Origin of the sequence: Pseudoalteromonas sp. US3C1013, assembly GCF_048401115.1 — a bacterium.
GTDB classification, from domain to species: domain Bacteria; phylum Pseudomonadota; class Gammaproteobacteria; order Enterobacterales; family Alteromonadaceae; genus Pseudoalteromonas; species Pseudoalteromonas undina.
The window spans coordinates 3,083,978-3,102,476 of record NZ_CP183075.1 but is presented as its reverse complement, the minus strand read 5'-3'; the positions used below and the strand labels follow the sequence as shown (position 1 = coordinate 3,102,476).

15 protein-coding genes are annotated in these 18,499 nt (G+C 39.0%); 9 read left to right on the top strand and 6 right to left on the bottom strand.

Features of this window, described 5'->3' with window-relative positions; translation table 11 throughout:
• Window positions 1–6: 6 nt before the first annotated feature.
• Window positions 7–1,170: a tetratricopeptide repeat protein gene (locus ACNSN2_RS14525; protein ID WP_418607871.1), complete on the bottom strand. Its 1,164-nt coding sequence runs from the start codon at window positions 1,168–1,170 to the stop codon at window positions 7–9.
• A gap of 48 nt (window positions 1,171–1,218) precedes the next feature.
• A complete protein-coding gene (locus ACNSN2_RS14520) occupies window positions 1,219–2,352 on the bottom strand; it encodes a PepSY-associated TM helix domain-containing protein (protein WP_418607870.1) in 1,134 nt (377 codons plus the stop codon).
• A 270-nt stretch (window positions 2,353–2,622) separates the two neighbouring features.
• Between ACNSN2_RS14520 and ACNSN2_RS14515 the strand changes: the two genes are divergently transcribed.
• On the top strand, window positions 2,623–3,237 hold the full coding sequence (locus tag ACNSN2_RS14515) for a PQ-loop repeat-containing protein (RefSeq protein ID WP_290167292.1): 615 nt from the start codon (window positions 2,623–2,625) through the stop codon (window positions 3,235–3,237).
• 65 nt (window positions 3,238–3,302) lie between these two features.
• Window positions 3,303–4,091: a PhzF family phenazine biosynthesis protein gene (locus ACNSN2_RS14510; protein ID WP_054202706.1), complete on the top strand. Its 789-nt coding sequence runs from the start codon at window positions 3,303–3,305 to the stop codon at window positions 4,089–4,091.
• Between the two features lie 52 nt (window positions 4,092–4,143).
• Here the strand turns inward: ACNSN2_RS14510 and ACNSN2_RS14505 are convergent, their stop codons facing one another.
• Window positions 4,144–6,654 carry a zinc-dependent metalloprotease gene (locus tag ACNSN2_RS14505; RefSeq protein ID WP_418607868.1) on the bottom strand — a complete coding sequence of 837 codons (2,511 nt, stop codon included), beginning with the start codon at window positions 6,652–6,654 and terminating at the stop codon, window positions 4,144–4,146.
• A gap of 291 nt (window positions 6,655–6,945) precedes the next feature.
• On the opposite strand from ACNSN2_RS14505, the gene ACNSN2_RS14500 reads away from it, so the two are divergent.
• From ACNSN2_RS14500 to ACNSN2_RS14485, 4 genes are all read left to right on the top strand, one after another.
• Window positions 6,946–8,124 carry an efflux RND transporter periplasmic adaptor subunit gene (locus ACNSN2_RS14500; RefSeq protein ID WP_010392234.1) on the top strand — a complete coding sequence of 393 codons (1,179 nt, stop codon included), beginning with the start codon at window positions 6,946–6,948 and terminating at the stop codon, window positions 8,122–8,124.
• A gap of 13 nt (window positions 8,125–8,137) precedes the next feature.
• A complete protein-coding gene (locus ACNSN2_RS14495) occupies window positions 8,138–11,269 on the top strand; it encodes an efflux RND transporter permease subunit (protein ID WP_054202703.1) in 3,132 nt (1,043 codons plus the stop codon).
• A 241-nt stretch (window positions 11,270–11,510) separates the two neighbouring features.
• Window positions 11,511–12,086 (top strand): hypothetical protein, encoded by a 576-nt coding sequence (locus ACNSN2_RS14490; RefSeq protein ID WP_010392238.1) that lies wholly within the window; start codon window positions 11,511–11,513, stop codon window positions 12,084–12,086.
• A gap of 150 nt (window positions 12,087–12,236) precedes the next feature.
• Window positions 12,237–14,309, top strand: a complete 2,073-nt coding sequence (locus ACNSN2_RS14485) for a S9 family peptidase (protein ID WP_418607865.1) — start codon at window positions 12,237–12,239, stop codon at window positions 14,307–14,309.
• A 64-nt stretch (window positions 14,310–14,373) separates the two neighbouring features.
• On the opposite strand, the gene ACNSN2_RS14480 is transcribed toward ACNSN2_RS14485, so the two are convergent.
• Window positions 14,374–14,847, bottom strand: a complete 474-nt coding sequence (locus ACNSN2_RS14480) for a Dps family protein (protein WP_008112861.1) — start codon at window positions 14,845–14,847, stop codon at window positions 14,374–14,376.
• 399 nt (window positions 14,848–15,246) lie between these two features.
• Here ACNSN2_RS14480 and ACNSN2_RS14475 point away from each other — a divergent pair, with 399 nt between their 5' ends.
• On the top strand, window positions 15,247–15,456 hold the full coding sequence (locus tag ACNSN2_RS14475; RefSeq protein WP_008112863.1) for a hypothetical protein: 210 nt from the start codon (window positions 15,247–15,249) through the stop codon (window positions 15,454–15,456).
• Here the strand turns inward: ACNSN2_RS14475 and ACNSN2_RS14470 are convergent.
• Both ACNSN2_RS14470 and ACNSN2_RS14465 read right to left on the bottom strand, forming a co-directional pair.
• On the bottom strand, window positions 15,453–16,058 hold the full coding sequence (locus ACNSN2_RS14470; RefSeq protein ID WP_010392243.1) for a DUF7379 domain-containing protein: 606 nt from the start codon (window positions 16,056–16,058) through the stop codon (window positions 15,453–15,455). The two genes, ACNSN2_RS14475 and ACNSN2_RS14470, sit on opposite strands and share 4 nt — an antisense overlap.
• 184 nt (window positions 16,059–16,242) lie before the next feature.
• Window positions 16,243–16,779, bottom strand: a complete 537-nt coding sequence (locus tag ACNSN2_RS14465) for a YaeQ family protein (RefSeq protein ID WP_008112865.1) — start codon at window positions 16,777–16,779, stop codon at window positions 16,243–16,245.
• 150 nt (window positions 16,780–16,929) lie between these two features.
• Between ACNSN2_RS14465 and ACNSN2_RS14460 the strand changes: the two genes are divergently transcribed.
• Window positions 16,930–17,124: a hypothetical protein gene (locus ACNSN2_RS14460; RefSeq protein WP_418607862.1), complete on the top strand. Its 195-nt coding sequence runs from the start codon at window positions 16,930–16,932 to the stop codon at window positions 17,122–17,124.
• A gap of 585 nt (window positions 17,125–17,709) precedes the next feature.
• Window positions 17,710–18,477, top strand: a complete 768-nt coding sequence (locus ACNSN2_RS14455) for an LlaMI family restriction endonuclease (protein ID WP_024033975.1) — start codon at window positions 17,710–17,712, stop codon at window positions 18,475–18,477.
• The last annotated feature ends 22 nt before the right edge of the window (window positions 18,478–18,499 follow it).

Genomic DNA, 18,499 nt, shown 5'->3' with positions numbered 1-18,499 from the left:
GCTAAGTTACTTAATTGCCTTTAAGGACAGTAACTTAGCTTGATATACATCTAACTTTTGCTTGTCTTTTTCGAGCTCTATCGCTTTTTCAAGTAATTTTTGTGTTTGTTGATTTTTTCCTTGTTGATAGCGAATTTTAGCAAGCTCTAAATAAAGCTCTGCAATATAAGGCGCTTTTGTTATGGCTTGTTCAATATGCTCCGTAGCGGTATTAATTCGTCCTGTTTCTAGGTCATTTTTTGCAATAACTAAAAGTTCATAAGGATCTTTTTCTACTTCAGCAAGCTGGCTTTCTAATTGTTCAACAAGGTGCTGTTCACCAATTTGTTTGGCTAAAACTTGATAGTTACTAAGTAAATTTATATTTATCAGCTTATTATCTAAAGCTGTTTGGTAAATAAGTTGTGCACTTTTTAAGTCACCAGCTCGTCGATGTAAAATTCCAGCCATATTAAATAGCTCAGGATCATAAGGGGTGTATTTATTTGCTTGTAGAATAAGAGAATACGCTTGATCAAACTGCTGATCTAAAAGCGCGTCAGCAGCTAAGTTACTATAAAATTTAGAGATTAAATCATTATAATTAGCACTATCGGAATACACACTGCCTCGAGTTGGAAAGTAGTCTATTAAGGTGCCAGGACGAAAAAAAGTGATTATATTTTCTTCTTTTTCAGGTAGCTCGTTATCCGGGGCATAAACTTTAGTTCTAAAATGATTGGCTACATAAACCAAGTTATCTTCCTGTGCGTAAACTGGCTCGCTCGTCATTTCTTGGAAGCTAGTTTTAAGCCCTAAAGTTTGTGCATAGCTTTGGGTAAGAACAGCTAGGCTAATGCAATTACCTTGTGCAAGATTGATAGATTGAGATGATGTAAGAGTATCACCATGATACTTAAAATTAGAGAGCTGATTTTCAAGGTAATTATAAATAATACGGTCAGTTCGAATATTAGATGTTTGTTGTTTTTTTACGAAGGCTAGAAAGCGTGCTTTTTCGGCCTCGGGTAGTTCAAATATTGCGTCTTCAGAAGGTGTAGTTTGTTGTACAAATAATGTGTGATTAATTAACGAACTTAATTGTAAGCGCTGAGTTTGCGTATTGATTTTGCTGCTGCACCCCATAACAAGTAAAAAAGTTACGCTTATTATTAATTTAAAAATATTCATTAAATCACTCCCTTGTTGATTTCACTTTACAAGGGAGTGATTACTTTATCAAGCGTTAGCGCTTTTTCGCTGCATTACACGATTTCTTTGTGAATGCTTTTTACGTTTGCGGCGGGTAAGCCATAAATAAAAGCCTGTACCAGCGAGCCATACAGGGCTAAGGCCAACAATACACCATAGTATTTTACTGATAAGCCCAGCAAAATAACCAAAGTGTAGTTTTCTAAAACTGTCTATTACTTGCCAACCAGCACCAGCCTCTCGAATATCCCAGTTAGCCATGTGTTCACCTGTTTGCTTATTGTAAGTTATGGTATTGGCGTATTCACTGGTAAGTGGATTACTGGTATTTACTTCGCCATAAAGAGTAATATTTTCATCGGGCTCTCGTGGAAAAACTAAAAAAGTTGTATTAAAAGTGGGTATTTGCAGCTTGCTATCATTAAGAATCCGCTCAAAAGAGATGTCGTCACTATATAATTTATTTGTAATAGTGTAGTGCTCTTCTTCTGCGTGTTCTATTACTTCGTGATACCACACTGCACCATTAAAATAACCACCGGTAATCGCTAAAACGATAAGGATAGGTGAGCCTAATACTCCAGTCATTTTATGAATGTCGCTAAGTACTATTTGTAAAGTTGCGCGCCAGCGTACGCTAAATAGTCGCTGCCAAAATTTACGGTAAATAATTAAGCCTGTAATGCCCAGAGTTAATAAAAATAAAGCAAAAAAGAACCCTAATACGGTACCTGTTTGCCCAGGTAAGCTTTTTAAGTCGTTAAGTAAAAAGGTGTAATGGAGTTCTAAAAACCAGTCGGTAAAATAATGAGTTGTGCTTACGGGTTCTGATAAAACCTCTCCGGTGTATTGGTCTAAATGCAACTTATACCAATCGTCAGTGTCACGCTTAACCAAATAAAGCCGGTCGGCGGTGGTGTTATTAAAAAGCTCCCAGCCTCCTACTACATACTCAGGAAAGGCTGCTTCGGCTTTATCTATTAATGAGTCCATAGGTAAGCGAGCAGCTTGCTGCTGTACCACAAAGTGTTTGTCAGGCATCAGTAAGCCATCAATTTCACTTTTAAACACTAAAACACTGCCGGTAATGCTAATAACAATTAACGGAATAATGGCAATTAGCGCCAACCAACTATGAACTTTAAACAGTGTTTTTCTCATTACTTAAGCTTGCATGTTAATTTTTAGATATGCGCATGATAACAGTTATCATTTGTGTTGCAATTATAAAATAGTGAGACTGTGAAGTTATAGCAACGGTTTTTGTATACTCAAGTTGCCACAGGAGGAAACTAAAGTAGGTGTGAAGCTTGTATAAAACCTAGCCAGCTCTACAATGCGCGCACAAAAATAAAGCCTTTAAAAACAAATGTTTAAAAATGTTTTATTTCTTCCTTTTTATTAACAACAATGTAACGAGCGAGGTTTACTTTGGCGTATTATTTGCCTATTTTATCAGTGTTTATTTTGGTTTTTAGTTTTTTACCGTTACTTAATAAAATTATTAAAAACCGCAGTGTATCGGGTGTATCACTGCTAATGATGACATTTGGTTTAGCGCAAAGTGTGTACTTTATTAGCTACAATCTTTATTTTGCTCGTTTTTATATTGCCTTGCCGTTTTTTGCGACAGGTTTATTAAGTGGTTTAATTTTATACTTTTTTGCACGTTATAATGCCGCTAAACGTCAGAAGCTGCAGTTACTTGGCATGCTTAGCTTTTCGTTATTACCTTTTTTGTTGCTGTTAAACCCTAACCTAGATACCGCCACTGTGCTAAATGGCTTAACCTATGTGGGTTTAATTATGAGTTCAGTACGGGTTATGCCACAAACCTATAAAACACTGCGAACAGGGAATATTAGTAACCTTAGTGCGCGCTATTTTAGTTTGCAATTTATAGCAGGTATCTGTGGTTTGTTTGCAGAGCTAGCCATGCCAGTGCAAAGTACTTCGCATATATTAATGTTTGTTATGATATTGCTAACTAATGCGCTGCAATTTGCGTGTATGCAGTATTATCGCGTACGTCCTGTGTTGGCATAAAATTATAGTGACCGTTAATTTCATTTGTGGCACTTTGAGTGACCAATAAATAAAAAGTGCCCACTATGAAATTAACTATCCATCAAATCGATGCGTTCAGCAGTGAACTGTTTAAAGGTAATTATGCTGCCGTGATCCCACTAGAGTCTTGGCTTAGTGATGATCTTATGCTGAATATAGCTTCGGAAAACAACGTGTCTGAAACCGCTTTTACTTGTCAGTCGGCAGATGGAAGCTTTGCGATACGTTGGTTTTCGCCATTAATGGAGATTGATTTTTGCGGCCATGCTACTTTAGCAGCGGCCTATGTGCTTTGTGAGCAACATAGTATATCGCAGGTGCGCTTTAGCGCAGAGGCGGTGGGCGAACTGATTGTTAATAAAAATAACGATGGCAGCTTTGCCATGACCTTTCCTAAACAAGCCCCTGAAGAGGTTCAGCTCATCCCTGATGCTTTATTAGCTGGCCTGTCTATACAACCTGTTAAAGTGCTGCAAAACCGCCAAGCTTATTTTGCTATTTATGATAATGAGCAGCAGGTTGTAGATCTGAAAACAACCAATGAACAACTAAAAAAATTAGCCCCATTAGATGTGGTTGCAACAGCACCGAGTGTTGAGTATGACTTTATTTCTCGTTATTTTTGGCCTGCCAGTGGTGGTGATGAAGACTTTGTGACCGGCTCAATTCATACCGGGCTTGCCCCTTATTGGGCAGAACAATTTGGCAAAAATTCTTTAATTGCTTATCAGGCCTCACAACGAGGCGGGAAGCTTTACTGTGAAGTGGGTGATACAACAGTAACTTTAACGGGTCATGCCGTAAGGTACCTAAAAGGTACTATTTACCTTTGAGTTAATGTAAAAAAGGCCACGTAAAACGTGGCCTTGGTTTACTCAGTGTTATTTATGCTTCTAGCGCTTTGCTAATTAAGCGATCGATATACTTTTTATGTGCTTTGGTTGCGGTGTCTGCACCCCATGCAACATCTTGATCGGCTATTTGAGTTAGCTGATATAGCGCAGCTGTTTTTGCTAAGTTATCGTATTTACTTGCTTTTTTTAAGCCTGCAATTGCAATAAGCTGATTTACGTATTCAATCTGTAAATTATGACTGATCGAATTAGCATTTTTACTATCAACAAAAATACTTGCAGTTAAATCCCCCATAAATTGCGTAAGGCTGTATTCATTACCATATAAAGCGGTATCTGAAATACGCAGTAACACAGCAGGATGAAGTAGTTGCGCTAATACACCTTTTTGCATGCCTAAAATCATTTTATGCGGTTTAGGGTCTTCGTTTTTACCGTAATGATTAAACCCACGACGCTGTTGCTGCATAAAGTTATACAAAGGCTGCATACTTTGCAGTACATTTGGAGCAAACACATACTCAGCTAAAATAGCCATTGCTTGAGTTTGACGCTCAAGTGGCACCGGTGTAAAAGGCTTTGCTGCATTTTCATCGCCCACTACGGCACGCTCTACATAAACCCCTCCAATTTGACGAGATACCACACCTGCCTGCGCACGGTATTGGCCAAATAGGCTGTTAGCAGAAGTAACAAGCTGTTGGTAAGACTCGCCTTTTACTGTAGCTTTGTCTTTAAGTTCAGAAAATAGTGTATTGATCAGTGCCATTCTATCTGCACCATAAGCTGCAGGGTTAGACGATAAATCGCCAATCATCACGCGAGGGTCTATATGGCGACCTGGTGCACGCATATCGTCGGCATCGTTACCAAAGGCCAGTGCATGTTCGCTTGAGCGAGCGAGTATTTTATCAAGACGAGCTTGTTCTGCTGCTTCATCTTTAAGGGCTGCGCTGTAGCCGTAGTTTATTGCCCAATCATCGTATGGACCGGGTTTAGTTTGGAAGATATCGCCTTGAGTTACACCCGTTGGCGCTATATTTGCTGGCGCATAGTCCATTACTGAGCCGGTCACTATACCTTGAGTTTTACTTTTGTCGTGAACTTCTTTCTCATCCCACAAAATAGAAGATTTCATGTTGTGATTAAGACCTAAAGTATGCCCTACTTCATGTAAAACCAACTGAGTTAAGCCTTGGCGTAACATTTCAGTATCTTCAATATCAGCACCATTTGCTAAGCCTTTTGCAAGTATTAGGTTTTGTTGTAACTCATGACCTAAAGAACAATTAAGCTCAGTGTTGCTTCCTGGTTGTGTATGGCTCATAGTGCCTTGAGTATAAAGCGTATCGTATATCCAGCGGTTTTTCATAAATACAAACTCAAGCATAATGTCTGAGCCTAAAATTTCACCGGTTAGCGGGTTAGCTAATGCTGGTCCATATCCACCAAAAGGTGGCTTAGGCGATGAAGTCCAACGCAGTACATTATAATTAATATCGCCGGCATCCCAATCGGCATCATCAGGTTGTACTTTTACTTCTATTGCATTTTTAAAGCCTGCCTTTTCAAATGAGCTATTCCAAGCAAGTACGGCGTCACGAACTGTATCTCGCCACTCAACAGGCGTAGTATTTTCTATCCACCAGGTAATCGGCTTTACTGGCTCTGAAAGTGCTGCGTTTGGATCTTTCTTTTGTAGGTCCCAGCGCTTTATTACATCTTGGTATGGTGCCCAGTCAGTTGATGTCATTTTATCAAACTGATTAGTGAAATAACCAATGCGCGCATCATCAAAACGAGGTTGGTAGCTATTATCAGGTAAAGCTACAAATGAGTGCTGAACTTTTACTGACACGCTTCGTGGATCGCTTATCGCACCTGAGCCTCGAACGGTTGGGCTACTATTAGTAAATACATAGTCAACCACCACATCTAGATTGTTAGGGTAAGGACGCTGTTTGATGATACGTGATTTTTTATCATCTAATTTACCTACTTTAAAACGCTTTTTAGCATTTTTATCGTTCGGATTAGGTGTTGGTGATACTTTATGCAGTGCTTCACTTAAAAATAGCTTGTTAACATTAAAGGCTATTTTACCTTCTTCTTGCTTTTCTATTTTTATACTTGCAAGTACCGCTTCGCTAATGTTTGCCTCGCTGGCTTTAGCTAGCGCGCTATTTTCGTTAAATAAGTAACGCGGGGTTTTACTAACAATATCGATACGATCAAAGTACTTTCTAAATTCAATTAACTTTGTTTCACGGTACGCGCCACGAAAATGACCCGCATCAGTCGCACCATCAATGGTGTGTGCAAAATAAACAAAAGGGGTATCGAGCTGTGACTCGTTAATTACCATTAGGTGGTCACCGGTTTTTTCATCTTGGTAAAGATTAAAAATGCCAGCAAATTCGGTTTGGTCTTTAATCATTTCACTTAATGTTTGTGGCTTTTTTTCTTCTTTTTTTTCAGCAGCAACAGTATAGCTACTGCCAAGCGCTATACTAAGCGCCAAGGTAAGTGTGGTTAATTTCATAATTTGTCTTTTGTCGTTGTTAATGTAATTTTACTGTACGGTTTGTCATGCCGTTTCATACAGTATCGTTCCTAAATACTACCCCAAAGTGATTAGCTTTATGATTTATAATGGTAAAAATTTGTAACAATACATTTATGAAGCGACTCAGTGAGGCTTTTTATTGATTTATACTTCACTGCATAAGACCTAACCTATACTTTTTTGTAACAGTTGCTTACAAATGTCACGTTAATGTTTCATTAAGCTTTGGTATCATGGTGTTAATAGTAATTTGGGAGTAATAAACAGATGCAAGGTAATGTACTTAGGTGGATTTTTCCGTTCGTAGCATTAACATTAGGTGTGGTTGGTTTTGCTGCAATTAATGCGATTGCAAAAGAGTCAGATAAAAAAGAAGTCATAGACACTCGTCCAACGGTGCAGGTTGAAGCTGTTTCCGCTAATAATCATCAAGTTATCATTAATAGTTATGGTGAAGTGCAGCCGCTAGAAAATACCCAGCTTTCAGCGCAAGTATCCGGTGAGGTAGTTAGCTGGCATCCAAGCTTTGTGGCCGGTGGGGTCGTGGGTCGCGGCGAAATCTTATTTACAATTGAAAAAGATAACTACGAAGCAGCAGTACTGCAAGCCGAGGCTGAACTTGCCCGCGCGCAAGCGATGTTAATTGAAGAGCAAGCGCAAGCTAAAGTAGCAGAAGACGAAGCAAAACGTTTCCCAAATAAAGCGCGTACAGATTTATTTTTACGTAAACCACAAGTGTTGAGTGCGCAGGCATCGGTTAAATCGGCGCAAGCTGCATTGAAAAGGGCACAACGCGATTTAGATAATTGTGAAGTGAGCGCACCATACGATGCATTAGTCGTGAGTCGTAACGTAGGTGTTGGCCAGTTTGTCACTATGGGCGCTCAAGTTGCCGAGCTGAATAATATTGAAACCGCTGAAGTGATTATTCCGATCGCTGGCTTTGACAGTGTGTTTTTACCTGAGCGTGTTAAAGGGGTAACTGCAACGGTTATTAAAACAGGATTAAATGGGTTTACTCGCCAAGCAGTAATAGATCGCGATTTAGGGATTGTTGATAACGCGACTCGCATGAGCAGTTTAGTAGTAAGAATTGAAGATCCTTATGGGCTTACTAATCAGCAGCCTGCAATTAAATTTGGCACTTATGTACAAGTAAACTTTGCTGGCACTATGCTCAATAACATTTATCGTTTACCGCAAGAGTTAGTAAATAACCAAACCGTGTGGGTAGTCAATGATGAGCAACAGTTAGAGCCGCGTAAGGTGAAAGTAATTCGTGAAGAAGGTGAATACTTCTATATCAGTGATGGCTTAGAAGCCAACGACAAGCTTGTTACTACCTTGCCGGAATATCCACAAAAAGGAATGGCAGTAAAAATAGCCGGTTTAACAGAGACTAAAAGTACAGATGCAGCAGAAAACGCATCCACTGAAAAACTTTAAGGTAGGGTGAGTTATGAATAACACAGAACAGCCCAATACAACCAAACAAACAGGGTTAATTGCTTATTTTGCTAACAACTCTGTTGCTGCCAATTTGATGATGTTTTTTATCATTGTCATGGGGCTTATAAGCTATTTTACTATTCAGCGACAAATGTTCCCCAATATAGAAGTTAACTATATTACTGTAAATGCAAATTACCCTGGGGCGTCGCCACAGGAAATTGAAGAAAGCATCTTAATAAAAATTGAAGAGTCGTTAAAAGATATAACTGAGATAAAAAAAGGGGTGTATCGCGCTTTTCGTAATGGTGGTTCTGCCAGCCTTGAAATTAATACTGACGCGGAGCTCACCGACGTTCTCGATAAGGTCAAGCTGCGAGTAGATGGTATTGCAACTTTTCCAGCGGGAATGGAGCCGGTTACCATTAGCCAAATAGAGTTTCGCCAAGATGTAATTGGTATGACGCTCGTTGCCGACCTACCGCTAAATGAACTTAAGCCAATCGCAAATCAGGTTGAAGATGAATTATTGCAGTTATCGAATGTATCTTTAGTGGTAAATGATGTGCCACTGGATGAAATTGCCATAGAAATAGAGCCCGACACACTTCGCCAATATAATTTAACCTTATCGGATGTAGCGAATGCGGTACGTCGTTATTCGGCTAATTTTTCGGCGGGACAATTAAAAACTGATGCTGGTGTTATTTCGGTTCGAGTAGAAAATCAGTTTTATTCTGGTGAAGAGTTTAGGCAAATTCCGGTAAAAATTGGCGCGAACGGTGCCAAAGTGTTGCTACAAGATATTGCTACCATCAAAGATCAGTTTGTTGAAGGTGAGCGTTACTTTAAATTTAATGGCGAAAACGCGGTTTATTTGTCGGTAAAAGCCACCGAAGATCAAAACATTATTCCGGTGGCCGATTCAGTTAAAGCGTATATTGATCAAAAAAATAAAGAACTGCCATTGGGTGTTCGTATAGAGCCACTAATGGACTTTACTTATTACCTAAATGCACGCTTAGATATGATGAAAGCTAATTTGCTGCAAGGTGCAATTTTAGTTGCCCTTATGCTCTCGTTATTTTTACGTTTTAAGCTCGCACTGTGGGTAATGATTGGTTTACCAGTGTGCTTTTTAGGTGCGATGATGCTGATGCCATTATTTGGTATCACGATTAATATTGTGTCTTTATTTGCCTTTATTATGGTGCTGGGGATTGTGGTGGACGATGCCATTGTCATAGGTGAAAGTGCCTACACCGAAATAGAAAAAAAAGGCGGTGGTGTTGTTAATGTGGTTAATGGCGCCAAACGAGTGGCAACCCCTGCTACCTTTGGTGTACTAACAACCATTGCTGTGTTTGCGCCATTTACGCTTTCAAGCGGCCCTGAAAGTTCCTTTTTTATAGGTATTTCAGTGGTGGTAATTTTATGTTTAATATTTAGCTTGATTGAATCTAAGCTGATATTACCGGCACACATTGCGCATACTCACTTTTCTCCTATTAACCCTGACGGTTGGCGAGCGCGCTTTAATAAGCGCTTTTTTGGTTTTGTAAATGGGCCGTATAGGCAGTTTATTGTTACTTGTATAAAGTGGCGTTGGACGGTGCTATTTAGTTTTGTTGCGCTATTAATTTTCACCTTTGCGTTAATATCGTCTAATCAGGTGAGAATGATCCCATCACCTAAAGTGCCCCATGACTTCCCGCAAATTAATCTTGAGATGAACGATAACGTATCAGACATCCAAACTATTAATGCTATTCGCCAAATCGAAGCCATGGTGCTTGAAATAGATAAGCAAACAGCGCGCGAAGAAGGGCAAAAAATGATTCGCGATGTATTGGTATTTAATCAGGGTCGTACAGAAGCGCAACTACTGGCGCCATTGGTTGATGAAGATTTACGCCCTTATAATGCCTTTGAGCTTTCGCGCCGCTGGCGTGAAGCTATGCCAAATATTGCAGGTGTTAAATCGCTAACTATTCAGGATGATGTTGGCGGTGGAGGCGGCGGTAGTGGCGGTGAGTTCGGCTATTTACTGTATGGCTCTGACATTGATACATTGAATGAAGCCGGGCGTCGCTTTATTGGATTATTGCAGCAACAAGAAGGCTTATTCGACATAAGCTCTACCATTGACCCTGCTAGCAAAGAAGTACAAATGAGCTTAAAACCAGTCGCTTTTGACTTAGGGTTAGATTTGGCCTCAATTGCAAATCAAGTAGGTGCGAGTTTTTATGGTGGCGAGGCGCAACGTGTTATTCGCCGCGGTGAAGAAGTGCGGGTGATGGTACGTTACCCTAAACTTACCCGTGAAGCGTTTTCATCGCTTAAACACGCGGTTATCACCACGCCACAAGGTAGGGAAGTGCTGCTAGGAGATGTGGTTGAGCTAACTGAAACCCCTGGTATTAGTTATATTCGTCGTGAAGGCGGTTATCGTACTGTTTATGTGTATGGCAACATAGACGAAGAAGTAATTGAGCCAGGCGAAGTGGTTAAGCAAGTAAAAGAAAATCTACTACCACAATTGTTGGACGAATATCCGAGCGTTAAGTCAGAACTAGGTGGCGCAATTGAAGAGCAGCAGGCACAAGCCGATGAGCAGTTACTGTTTTTTGCTGGTGGTATGATTTTAGTTTATATATTACTGGCCGTGCCGCTAAAAAGTTACTCACAACCATTAATTGTAATGTCGGTTATTCCATTTAGTCTAACGGGGGCAATATGGGGGCATTTTTGGTTTGGCTTAGATATTAGCTTAATGTCGGGCTTTGGTTTAATTGCCGCGGCAGGGGTTGTTATTAATGACTCATTAGTTATGACTGATTTTATTAATCAGGCGCGTCGTGCTGGTATTAGTATAAAAGATGCGGTTATTGAGGCAGGCTGTGCACGCTTTAGACCCATACTACTTACCTCAATTACTACCTTTGCCGGCGTATTACCGATTATGTTTGAAACCAGTCTACAAGCTAAGTTTGTAATACCTATGGCGGTAGCACTTGGTTTTGCGGTTATGTTTGCAACACTGATCACCCTTATTTTGGTACCGTGTTTGTATATTATTTTAACCGATATAGGCGCTCTAATTAAACGCCCGTTCGCAAGTAAAAAGGTGAGTGTAAGTTAACATCACACATATCATGCAGCTAAATAAAAAAGCCAACCGTTAAAGCGGTTGGTTTTTTTTATTTTTATGACTTTATACTTAAGTATTATTTTTAAAATTCAGTTACATTCTTTTGTTTGATTGTTGTGACGTTGCTGATTACAATGGTTGATGTTGGTTAACGCATATTAGCCTACGAGCTAGTTTGCCTGTTGTAAGCCATATGATATGGGCGAGACGTTTGACTCTTTAAGGTGTTGCAGTGTTTATACATTCATCATTAACGTGTGGAGAATGGTTAACTATTGGTTGTCTTGGGCTGGATCAGTATAGCCAGCTATTTGTTGGTGATACGGTTAGTGTGAGCTTTTACGATGAGCATGGCGAATTAACTCAGCTAGCGTTTGATTATGAAATACTTTCCCCTGAACAGGGGGAACCCCATGCTTGGAGTTTACTGGTAGTTGAGCATATTAATATGCATATTCCACTGGTGTGCGCTGGCAGAATGACAGAGCAAGGATTGGTTGTTGCGTATCGACATAACAAAATATTTGCACTTGAAAGCAGTGGTATTTGTAGCGCGGTGGTCCATTTTAATCGCGCTGAAAAAAATAAAAAATTAATTGCTGTAAATAGCCTTGGATACGACGCAATTTATCCTCAAAATGGCGATATGTATAGTGCGGGCACCAAAGTATTACAGCCAAAAACTGGGCATATATACCAGTGTAAGGCATGGCCATTTAGCGAATTTTGCCGTGTAGATGAGCATAACACTATGTTTGAGCCTGGCGTTGGCGAGAGCTGGACTATGGCTTGGCAGCAAGTACAGTAAATCAACTTCCCTTAGGTATAACGACAACAATAAAATTCACGTAGTTTTTAGTTATCGAATTTATACCGCTTTAGCCCACTCAACTATGAGTGGGCTTTTTTATTTTTATGATAAACTGGCCGCCATTGTTATTTTTTAAGCGGTTTTTTTGTGTCTTCTTCTGATTATTCTTTAAGCTTATTGCCTAATTTTCCTATTGCTAAAAAGCAACCTTATGCGCTTACAACTCACGCAAAAACACGCAGTGATGATTATTATTGGATGCGCGATGATGAACGAAAAAGTGCCGAAATACTCGCGCATTTAGCACAAGAAAACGCTTATTGTGATGAGCAATTAGCCCCTATTAAGCCATTACAAACTGCATTATTTGAAGAGCTTAAAGGCCGTATTGTAAAAGATGATAACACTGTACCGGTAAAAGACGGCCAGTATTGGTATCACTCAGAGGTTCGCGGAGATGATGAATATGCACGCCATTACCGCAGTAGCAGTATGGCAATGGCTAATAAAGTGTTGCTACTTGATGTGAATGAACTTGCTAACGGCTATGAGTTTTATGAGCTAGGGGAAGTGGCGCTGAGCCCCAGTGAGCAATTAATGGCATACTCTGAGGATACCGACGGCAGGCGTATTTACACTGTTCGCTTTAAAGATTTAAACAACGATAAAATGCTCGACGATGTACTTGAAAATACCGAGGGGCAGGTTGTTTGGGCGAACGACAATCAAACCGTATTTTATGTAAAAAAGGATTTAAAAACCTTATTGGGTTATCAAGTTTTTAGACATGAGCTAGGGACCGAGCAAGACCAAGATGTGTTGGTATATGAAGAGCAAGACAGTAGTTTTTTTATGGGGTTGGGTAAAAGTCGTGATGAAAGCTTAATTATTATCGATTTAGCAAGCACAGAAACTAACGACATGTGGATACTTGATGCCAATCAACCCCATGGCGAATTTACTGCTTTAATACCGCGTGAAGAGGGCCATGAATTTGATATTGATAAGCTCGGTGATACTTTTTATATAGTGACTAACTGGCAGGCTAAAAACTTTAGATTAATGACCGCGACAAGCAATACCATTGCTGATAAAAACCAGTGGCAAACACATACCCCTCATCGTGAAACTGTATTATTAGAAGGCGTTGAACTATTTAACGACTTTTTAGTGCTTAGCGAGCGCGAACAAGGCCAAGCACGCTTTGTTGTGGTTAATCAAAACGCCGAGCGAATGAACCTTGAGTTTGATGATCCTTGTTATTACGCTGCTATTGCCATGAACCCAGAGCCAAATGTAGCTCATGCACGCATTTACTATTCGAGCTTAACGACTCCCGGCTCGCTTTATAATGTTGATTTAACCACCGGTGAAAAAACCTTACTTAAACAACAAAACGTACTTGGTGATTTTAACGCAGGAGACTATCAGTCAGAGCGACTCATGGTCAGCGCTCGTGATGGGATAAAAGTACCGGTGTCGTTGGTTTATCGTAAAGATAGTTTTAAACAAGATGGTTCAAATCCGTTATTTCAATATGGCTATGGCGCGTATGGGATCACCATAGATCCAAGCTTTTCAAGTACATCACTGAGTTTACTCGACCGTGGTTTTGTTTATGCAATTGCGCATGTGCGTGGTAGTGAAATGCTAGGGCGTTCATGGTACGAACATGGTAAAAAACAGCATAAACAAAATAGCTTTAATGACTTTATAGATGTAACCAAAGCGCTCACTGAGCAAGGGTACGGCAACAAAAGTAAAGTGTTTGCCTCTGGTGGCAGTGCTGGGGGGTTATTAATGGGAGCTGTGGCAAATCAAGCGCCTGAACTTTACTGTGGAGTGGGCTGCCATGTGCCATTTTTAGATGTGCTCACCACCATGTTAGATGAAAGCATTCCGCTTACAACAAATGAGTATGATGAATGGGGTAACCCAAACGACCCCCATTTTTACGAGATTATTGAAGCGTATTCACCGTACGACAATATTAGTGCGCAACACTACCCCAATATATTGGTGACAACCGGCTTGCATGACTCACAAGTACAGTATTGGGAACCAATGAAATGGGTGGCTAAAATGCGTGAATATAAAACCGATGATAATATTTTAGTGTTTAAAACCGACATGGATGCAGGGCATGGTGGGGCATCGGGTCGCTTTAAGAGCTTAGAAGAAAAAGCGCTAGAAATGGCCTTTTTTATCGCTTTGTCATAGCCAGTATATGATTATCACAAAAAAGCCTCAGTAATAACTGAGGCTTTCTATTTTTTAAAATAACTCAATCTAGGTAGGCTTTTAACATCCACACTAGTTTTTCTTGCTCTTTAATGTAGTCACTCATTAATGACGCGGTACCTTCATCATCAGCTTCAGCGGCTTGTGCAAGAATATCGCGCTGCATTTTAATTAAGCTGCTGTATCCGGCAAGTAAGTTCTCTACTGCGGTTACGCCATCGCTGATCCCTTTTGCTTCTTTAATTTCACTTACTTCTAAGTAATCTGAAAACGCATGTAGCGGTGCACCATCAAGCGTTAAAATACGTTCTGCGATTTCATCTACTTTTAATAGTAGTAAGTTATAAATTTCTTCAAACTTTAAATGTAATTCAAAAAAGTTTCGGCCTTTAATATTCCAGTGAAAACCGCGCGCATTCATATATTGAATTTGATAGCTGCTTAAAAGCGTATTCAGTGACTTAATAATATCTTCACTTTTTGTACTGTTTAAACCAATTGCATTTACTTGCGACATACCTTGCTCCTTAAATAACCGTTTTTATGAATTTTCACATATTGCTCAGTAAAATAAGTATTGCTCATAATCGTCTATGAATAAAATCGTTTATACATATTGATGCCATAGCTAAAAGCTATCAGCGTATCTGTGGTCTTATAAATAAATTAACTAACGCTGTTCAATAGACATGGGTTGTGTTTATAAAAATACTACCTTGAGCAGCGAAATTGTTTATTTTGTGAGTACAAAATATGATCTAAAACAAGCTTTTGACAGGCGCAGCGCACACTTATTTTATTTATTGATGTAGGTCAAAAAACGCGCACAAGTAAAGCGCATAATCAATATAACCCAACTTGATAGAGAGTACTTTATTAAGTTAAGGGGCTACTTGATTAGATGCGGAGAGAAATAATGGAAGCTAAAACACGTAAAGAGAATAAAGCTGAACTCATCGTTATTGGTATTGCTTTGGTCGCGTTTGTTGTTGGATTAGTTGCGCACTTAGCGGGTGCGAGTTTTGCAAACTCTGATACCTTTGGTTATATCGCTGCACCCATGCCGCTGGTGTTAGGTATTATATTTTTGATCAGCTATAAAGTGGCCGCTGCAGCTGAGGACTAAATGTCCTCGTTCAAGCGCTCAAGAATATAATTAACGACTTGGCGAGAGTAAATCATACTGGTATGGCTTAAATGAAACACCTTGTGTTCAGCCATACCTTTGAGCTTGGTTTCATCTAGTAATACGGTGCCATCAGAGCGGCTGCCTTTTACAATGAGTGGCATTAAGCCAATTGGTAAGTCGCCGGCAATGCTATATAGCTTGGCTTTAAAAGGCCAATCACCATTTTTTGAGAGTAAAAATTCAACACTATTTTTTAATAATAGCTCAAACCCTTTTTGTTGCATTTTCTCAGCAATATGACTGCCAGTATGTGGCGTACCTAAGGTGATCACCTTTTCAACATGGTGACTTGGCGCTGAGTTTGCTTCTAAGTAGGCGCGGGCAACTAAGCCTCCCATAGAGTGGCAGACTAAAGCAGAAGGCTCATTGCTAATAAACTCATCTATTTGCGTAAAAATAGCATCTCGATTAGGGTCTCGAGTATTGTAGGTTAAGTTTAAAACTTTAACCCCCGACTCTTCTAGACGCGAACATAACGGGCGCATAACCAAGCCAGACATATACAAGCCATGTAAAACAATAACGCGTTTAACTTTCATACGCCCCCAAATACCAATTTTATTAAAAACATGATCATTCTAGCGTATTAAATAATCCGCTACCTGCGTTAAAAATTATTTATATAGAGCAACTATATGTCATCATTTTCGCCTTGTTATCGACTTATTTCTTTGTCGCTATAATGGATAACTAATTTAATGCAATTGGTATAACCTATTCTAATTACATTAATTGCTGAGGTTTTATCTCAATGTTAGTGGTGTCGGTATTAACCCAAACTTCACCATCTTGAATAGTAATAGCCAATTTAATATTACGATCAACCAACGCAGCTAATAGTTGAGTGGCTGCATAATCAAGGCTAAAAATACTTAAGTTTTTAAACTCGTATAATTTAGGCTGATGCTTTTGCCACCAAATAGCTTGGTTGTTCTCGCCATAGGTATATAAAACTACTTTTTTAGCTTTATTACAGGCTTTTTTAAGACGTTTTTCATCAGGCAGCCCCAGCTCAATCCACAGCTCTATTTCTTCACTGTAATTGACATGCCAAAGCTCAGGTTCATCATCAGCACATAAACCTTTAGTAAACTCTAATCCATCACAGCTATTAAGTGCAAACGCTAGTAAGCGGATCATCAAACGCTGCTCAGTTTCTGAAGGGTGTTGTGCCAAGGTTAAATTAAAGTCTTGGTATACGTGACGGTCCATATCGCTAAGCGATAGTTGCGCTTTAATAATGGTAGATTTGAGAGCCATAATATCTAATCTGAAAAAATTTGCGCCAGTATAGCGCATTAATACCCAAACCACCTCAAGATACAGCGCTCAGCGTTTCATTAAAGCCCAAAAAAGGATTGCTCTGCAAATAGAGTTTTTAAGTGGTAACAGCGCAGAGAATCAGCGTTTATGAAACGCCCAAGGGTTGGTTTTAAAGCGATTGATACTGCGTTATTGATTTTAACAATAGAACCGCTATTATTTGCTATCAATGCCTTGCCTAAATCGCTTTTAATTCCAACTGAAACTCTCATCTTTAGGTGGTTTGGGTATAGAGACTTGCCAGTTAAAATAGCTAAAATTAGATTAATAATTAGTGTGTAACTTGAAGTCGATTTTTAAATATAGTTATTGTTGAATAGTTTAGATATTAAAATTGTTGGGCGGGGACAATTTTTCTAAATCAGCAATTTTAAGAAAATTTGAATTAATCGTTTTAAAAAACTCTCGCGTGAAAAATTCATAATATTAGCGCTATACTGAGATATAGCTTTGCTTTTCAGACTTTTTAGTAAAAGCCTAACTTCAATTAAGTCATTATCAATATCAGAAATTTCATCTTCATCCTTTGATGTTTGACATATTAGAGATATTTTTGATTCCATCTCACAACGGATTCAAGAATGATTTTTAATTCAGACTCAACTAAATCTAATTGAAAGTTGTTCATACTACTTTACCTTCTTTTTTAAACACTCTCGTTGCTTTAAGTGCTATCTCTTTTAGTGAGCTTTTATATTTATCAATGGGCATGTCTTGAATGAGACTTATACAGTAATGATGAAGCTTATCCTTAACGAGCTTCAAACCTACTGTAATAATAGAAATCTTAATAAATTTGTTTTTATAGGTACAAAACATTATATTAGCGATTAATTTTTTGATGAGTAAAGTTACAAGGATGATTAAATGGAGTTAAACAAGAAAAAAATTATTGAGCTTTTTATCAACAATGTAAAAGGTAAAAAGCCAGAAGTTCAAGGTCGACGTCATCATGGAAGTCATGGTCATTGGTTAGAAAGACAGATGGGTATTAAGGCTAATTCTAGTAATTTAGCTGATATTTTTGGTTATGAAATGAAGACTCATACCGCATCTAAAACATCTTTTGGTGATTGGTCTCCAGACAAATCACTTTGGGGTCGCTATCGTTCTGAGCCAACAATAAAAAAATTAAATAGAGATAAAGAGTTTTTAGTTGCTTTCGGTCAAGCTAACCCAAATAAAGAAGATCGATACTCGTGGTCTGGAATGCCTGTTCCTAAAGTAAAACAGTTTAATCGATTTGGGCAAAAGTTAATCATCACACCAGGACAAGATATACAAGCAATTTACAATTACTCTGCTGATATGCGTACAAATAAGTCTGATATAATTCCTAAGGAATTACAAAAGCAAAATTTACTAGTGGCTCAATGGACGAAAGCAAAAATAAAGCCTAAGTTAGAGCGAAAATTCAATCAAAAAGGTTGGTTCAAGTGTACTCTTAATGGTTGTGGTGTTTTTGACGCAATTGTTTTTGGTGAACCGATGAACTACGAAAATTGGCTTAATTTAGTGCGAGAAGGGCATGTTTTCTTTGATTCTGGAATGTATCAAGGAAACCGTAGACCCTATTCACACTGGAGAGCTAGCAATAACTTATGGGATAAACTAGTAGTTTCCCGCTACAGTTAATAATTTCGTATTTAAAGAAACT

What these genes read in the sequence shown, in the direction of transcription:
- ACNSN2_RS14525 (WP_418607871.1), bottom strand. Translation starts at nt 1,170, where the DNA reads ATGAATATTTTTAAATTAATAATAAGCGTAACTTTTTTACTTGTTATG.
- ACNSN2_RS14520 (WP_418607870.1), bottom strand. Translation starts at nt 2,352, where the DNA reads ATGAGAAAAACACTGTTTAAAGTTCATAGTTGGTTGGCGCTAATTGCC.
- ACNSN2_RS14510 (WP_054202706.1), top strand. Translation starts at nt 3,303, where the DNA reads ATGAAATTAACTATCCATCAAATCGATGCGTTCAGCAGTGAACTGTTT.
- ACNSN2_RS14505 (WP_418607868.1), bottom strand. Translation starts at nt 6,654, where the DNA reads ATGAAATTAACCACACTTACCTTGGCGCTTAGTATAGCGCTTGGCAGT.
- ACNSN2_RS14500 (WP_010392234.1), top strand. Translation starts at nt 6,946, where the DNA reads ATGCAAGGTAATGTACTTAGGTGGATTTTTCCGTTCGTAGCATTAACA.
- ACNSN2_RS14495 (WP_054202703.1), top strand. Translation starts at nt 8,138, where the DNA reads ATGAATAACACAGAACAGCCCAATACAACCAAACAAACAGGGTTAATT.
- ACNSN2_RS14480 (WP_008112861.1), bottom strand. Translation starts at nt 14,847, where the DNA reads ATGTCGCAAGTAAATGCAATTGGTTTAAACAGTACAAAAAGTGAAGAT.
- ACNSN2_RS14475 (WP_008112863.1), top strand. Translation starts at nt 15,247, where the DNA reads ATGGAAGCTAAAACACGTAAAGAGAATAAAGCTGAACTCATCGTTATT.
- ACNSN2_RS14470 (WP_010392243.1), bottom strand. Translation starts at nt 16,058, where the DNA reads ATGAAAGTTAAACGCGTTATTGTTTTACATGGCTTGTATATGTCTGGC.
- ACNSN2_RS14465 (WP_008112865.1), bottom strand. Translation starts at nt 16,779, where the DNA reads ATGGCTCTCAAATCTACCATTATTAAAGCGCAACTATCGCTTAGCGAT.
- ACNSN2_RS14460 (WP_418607862.1), top strand. Translation starts at nt 16,930, where the DNA reads ATGAAACGCCCAAGGGTTGGTTTTAAAGCGATTGATACTGCGTTATTG.
- ACNSN2_RS14455 (WP_024033975.1), top strand. Translation starts at nt 17,710, where the DNA reads ATGGAGTTAAACAAGAAAAAAATTATTGAGCTTTTTATCAACAATGTA.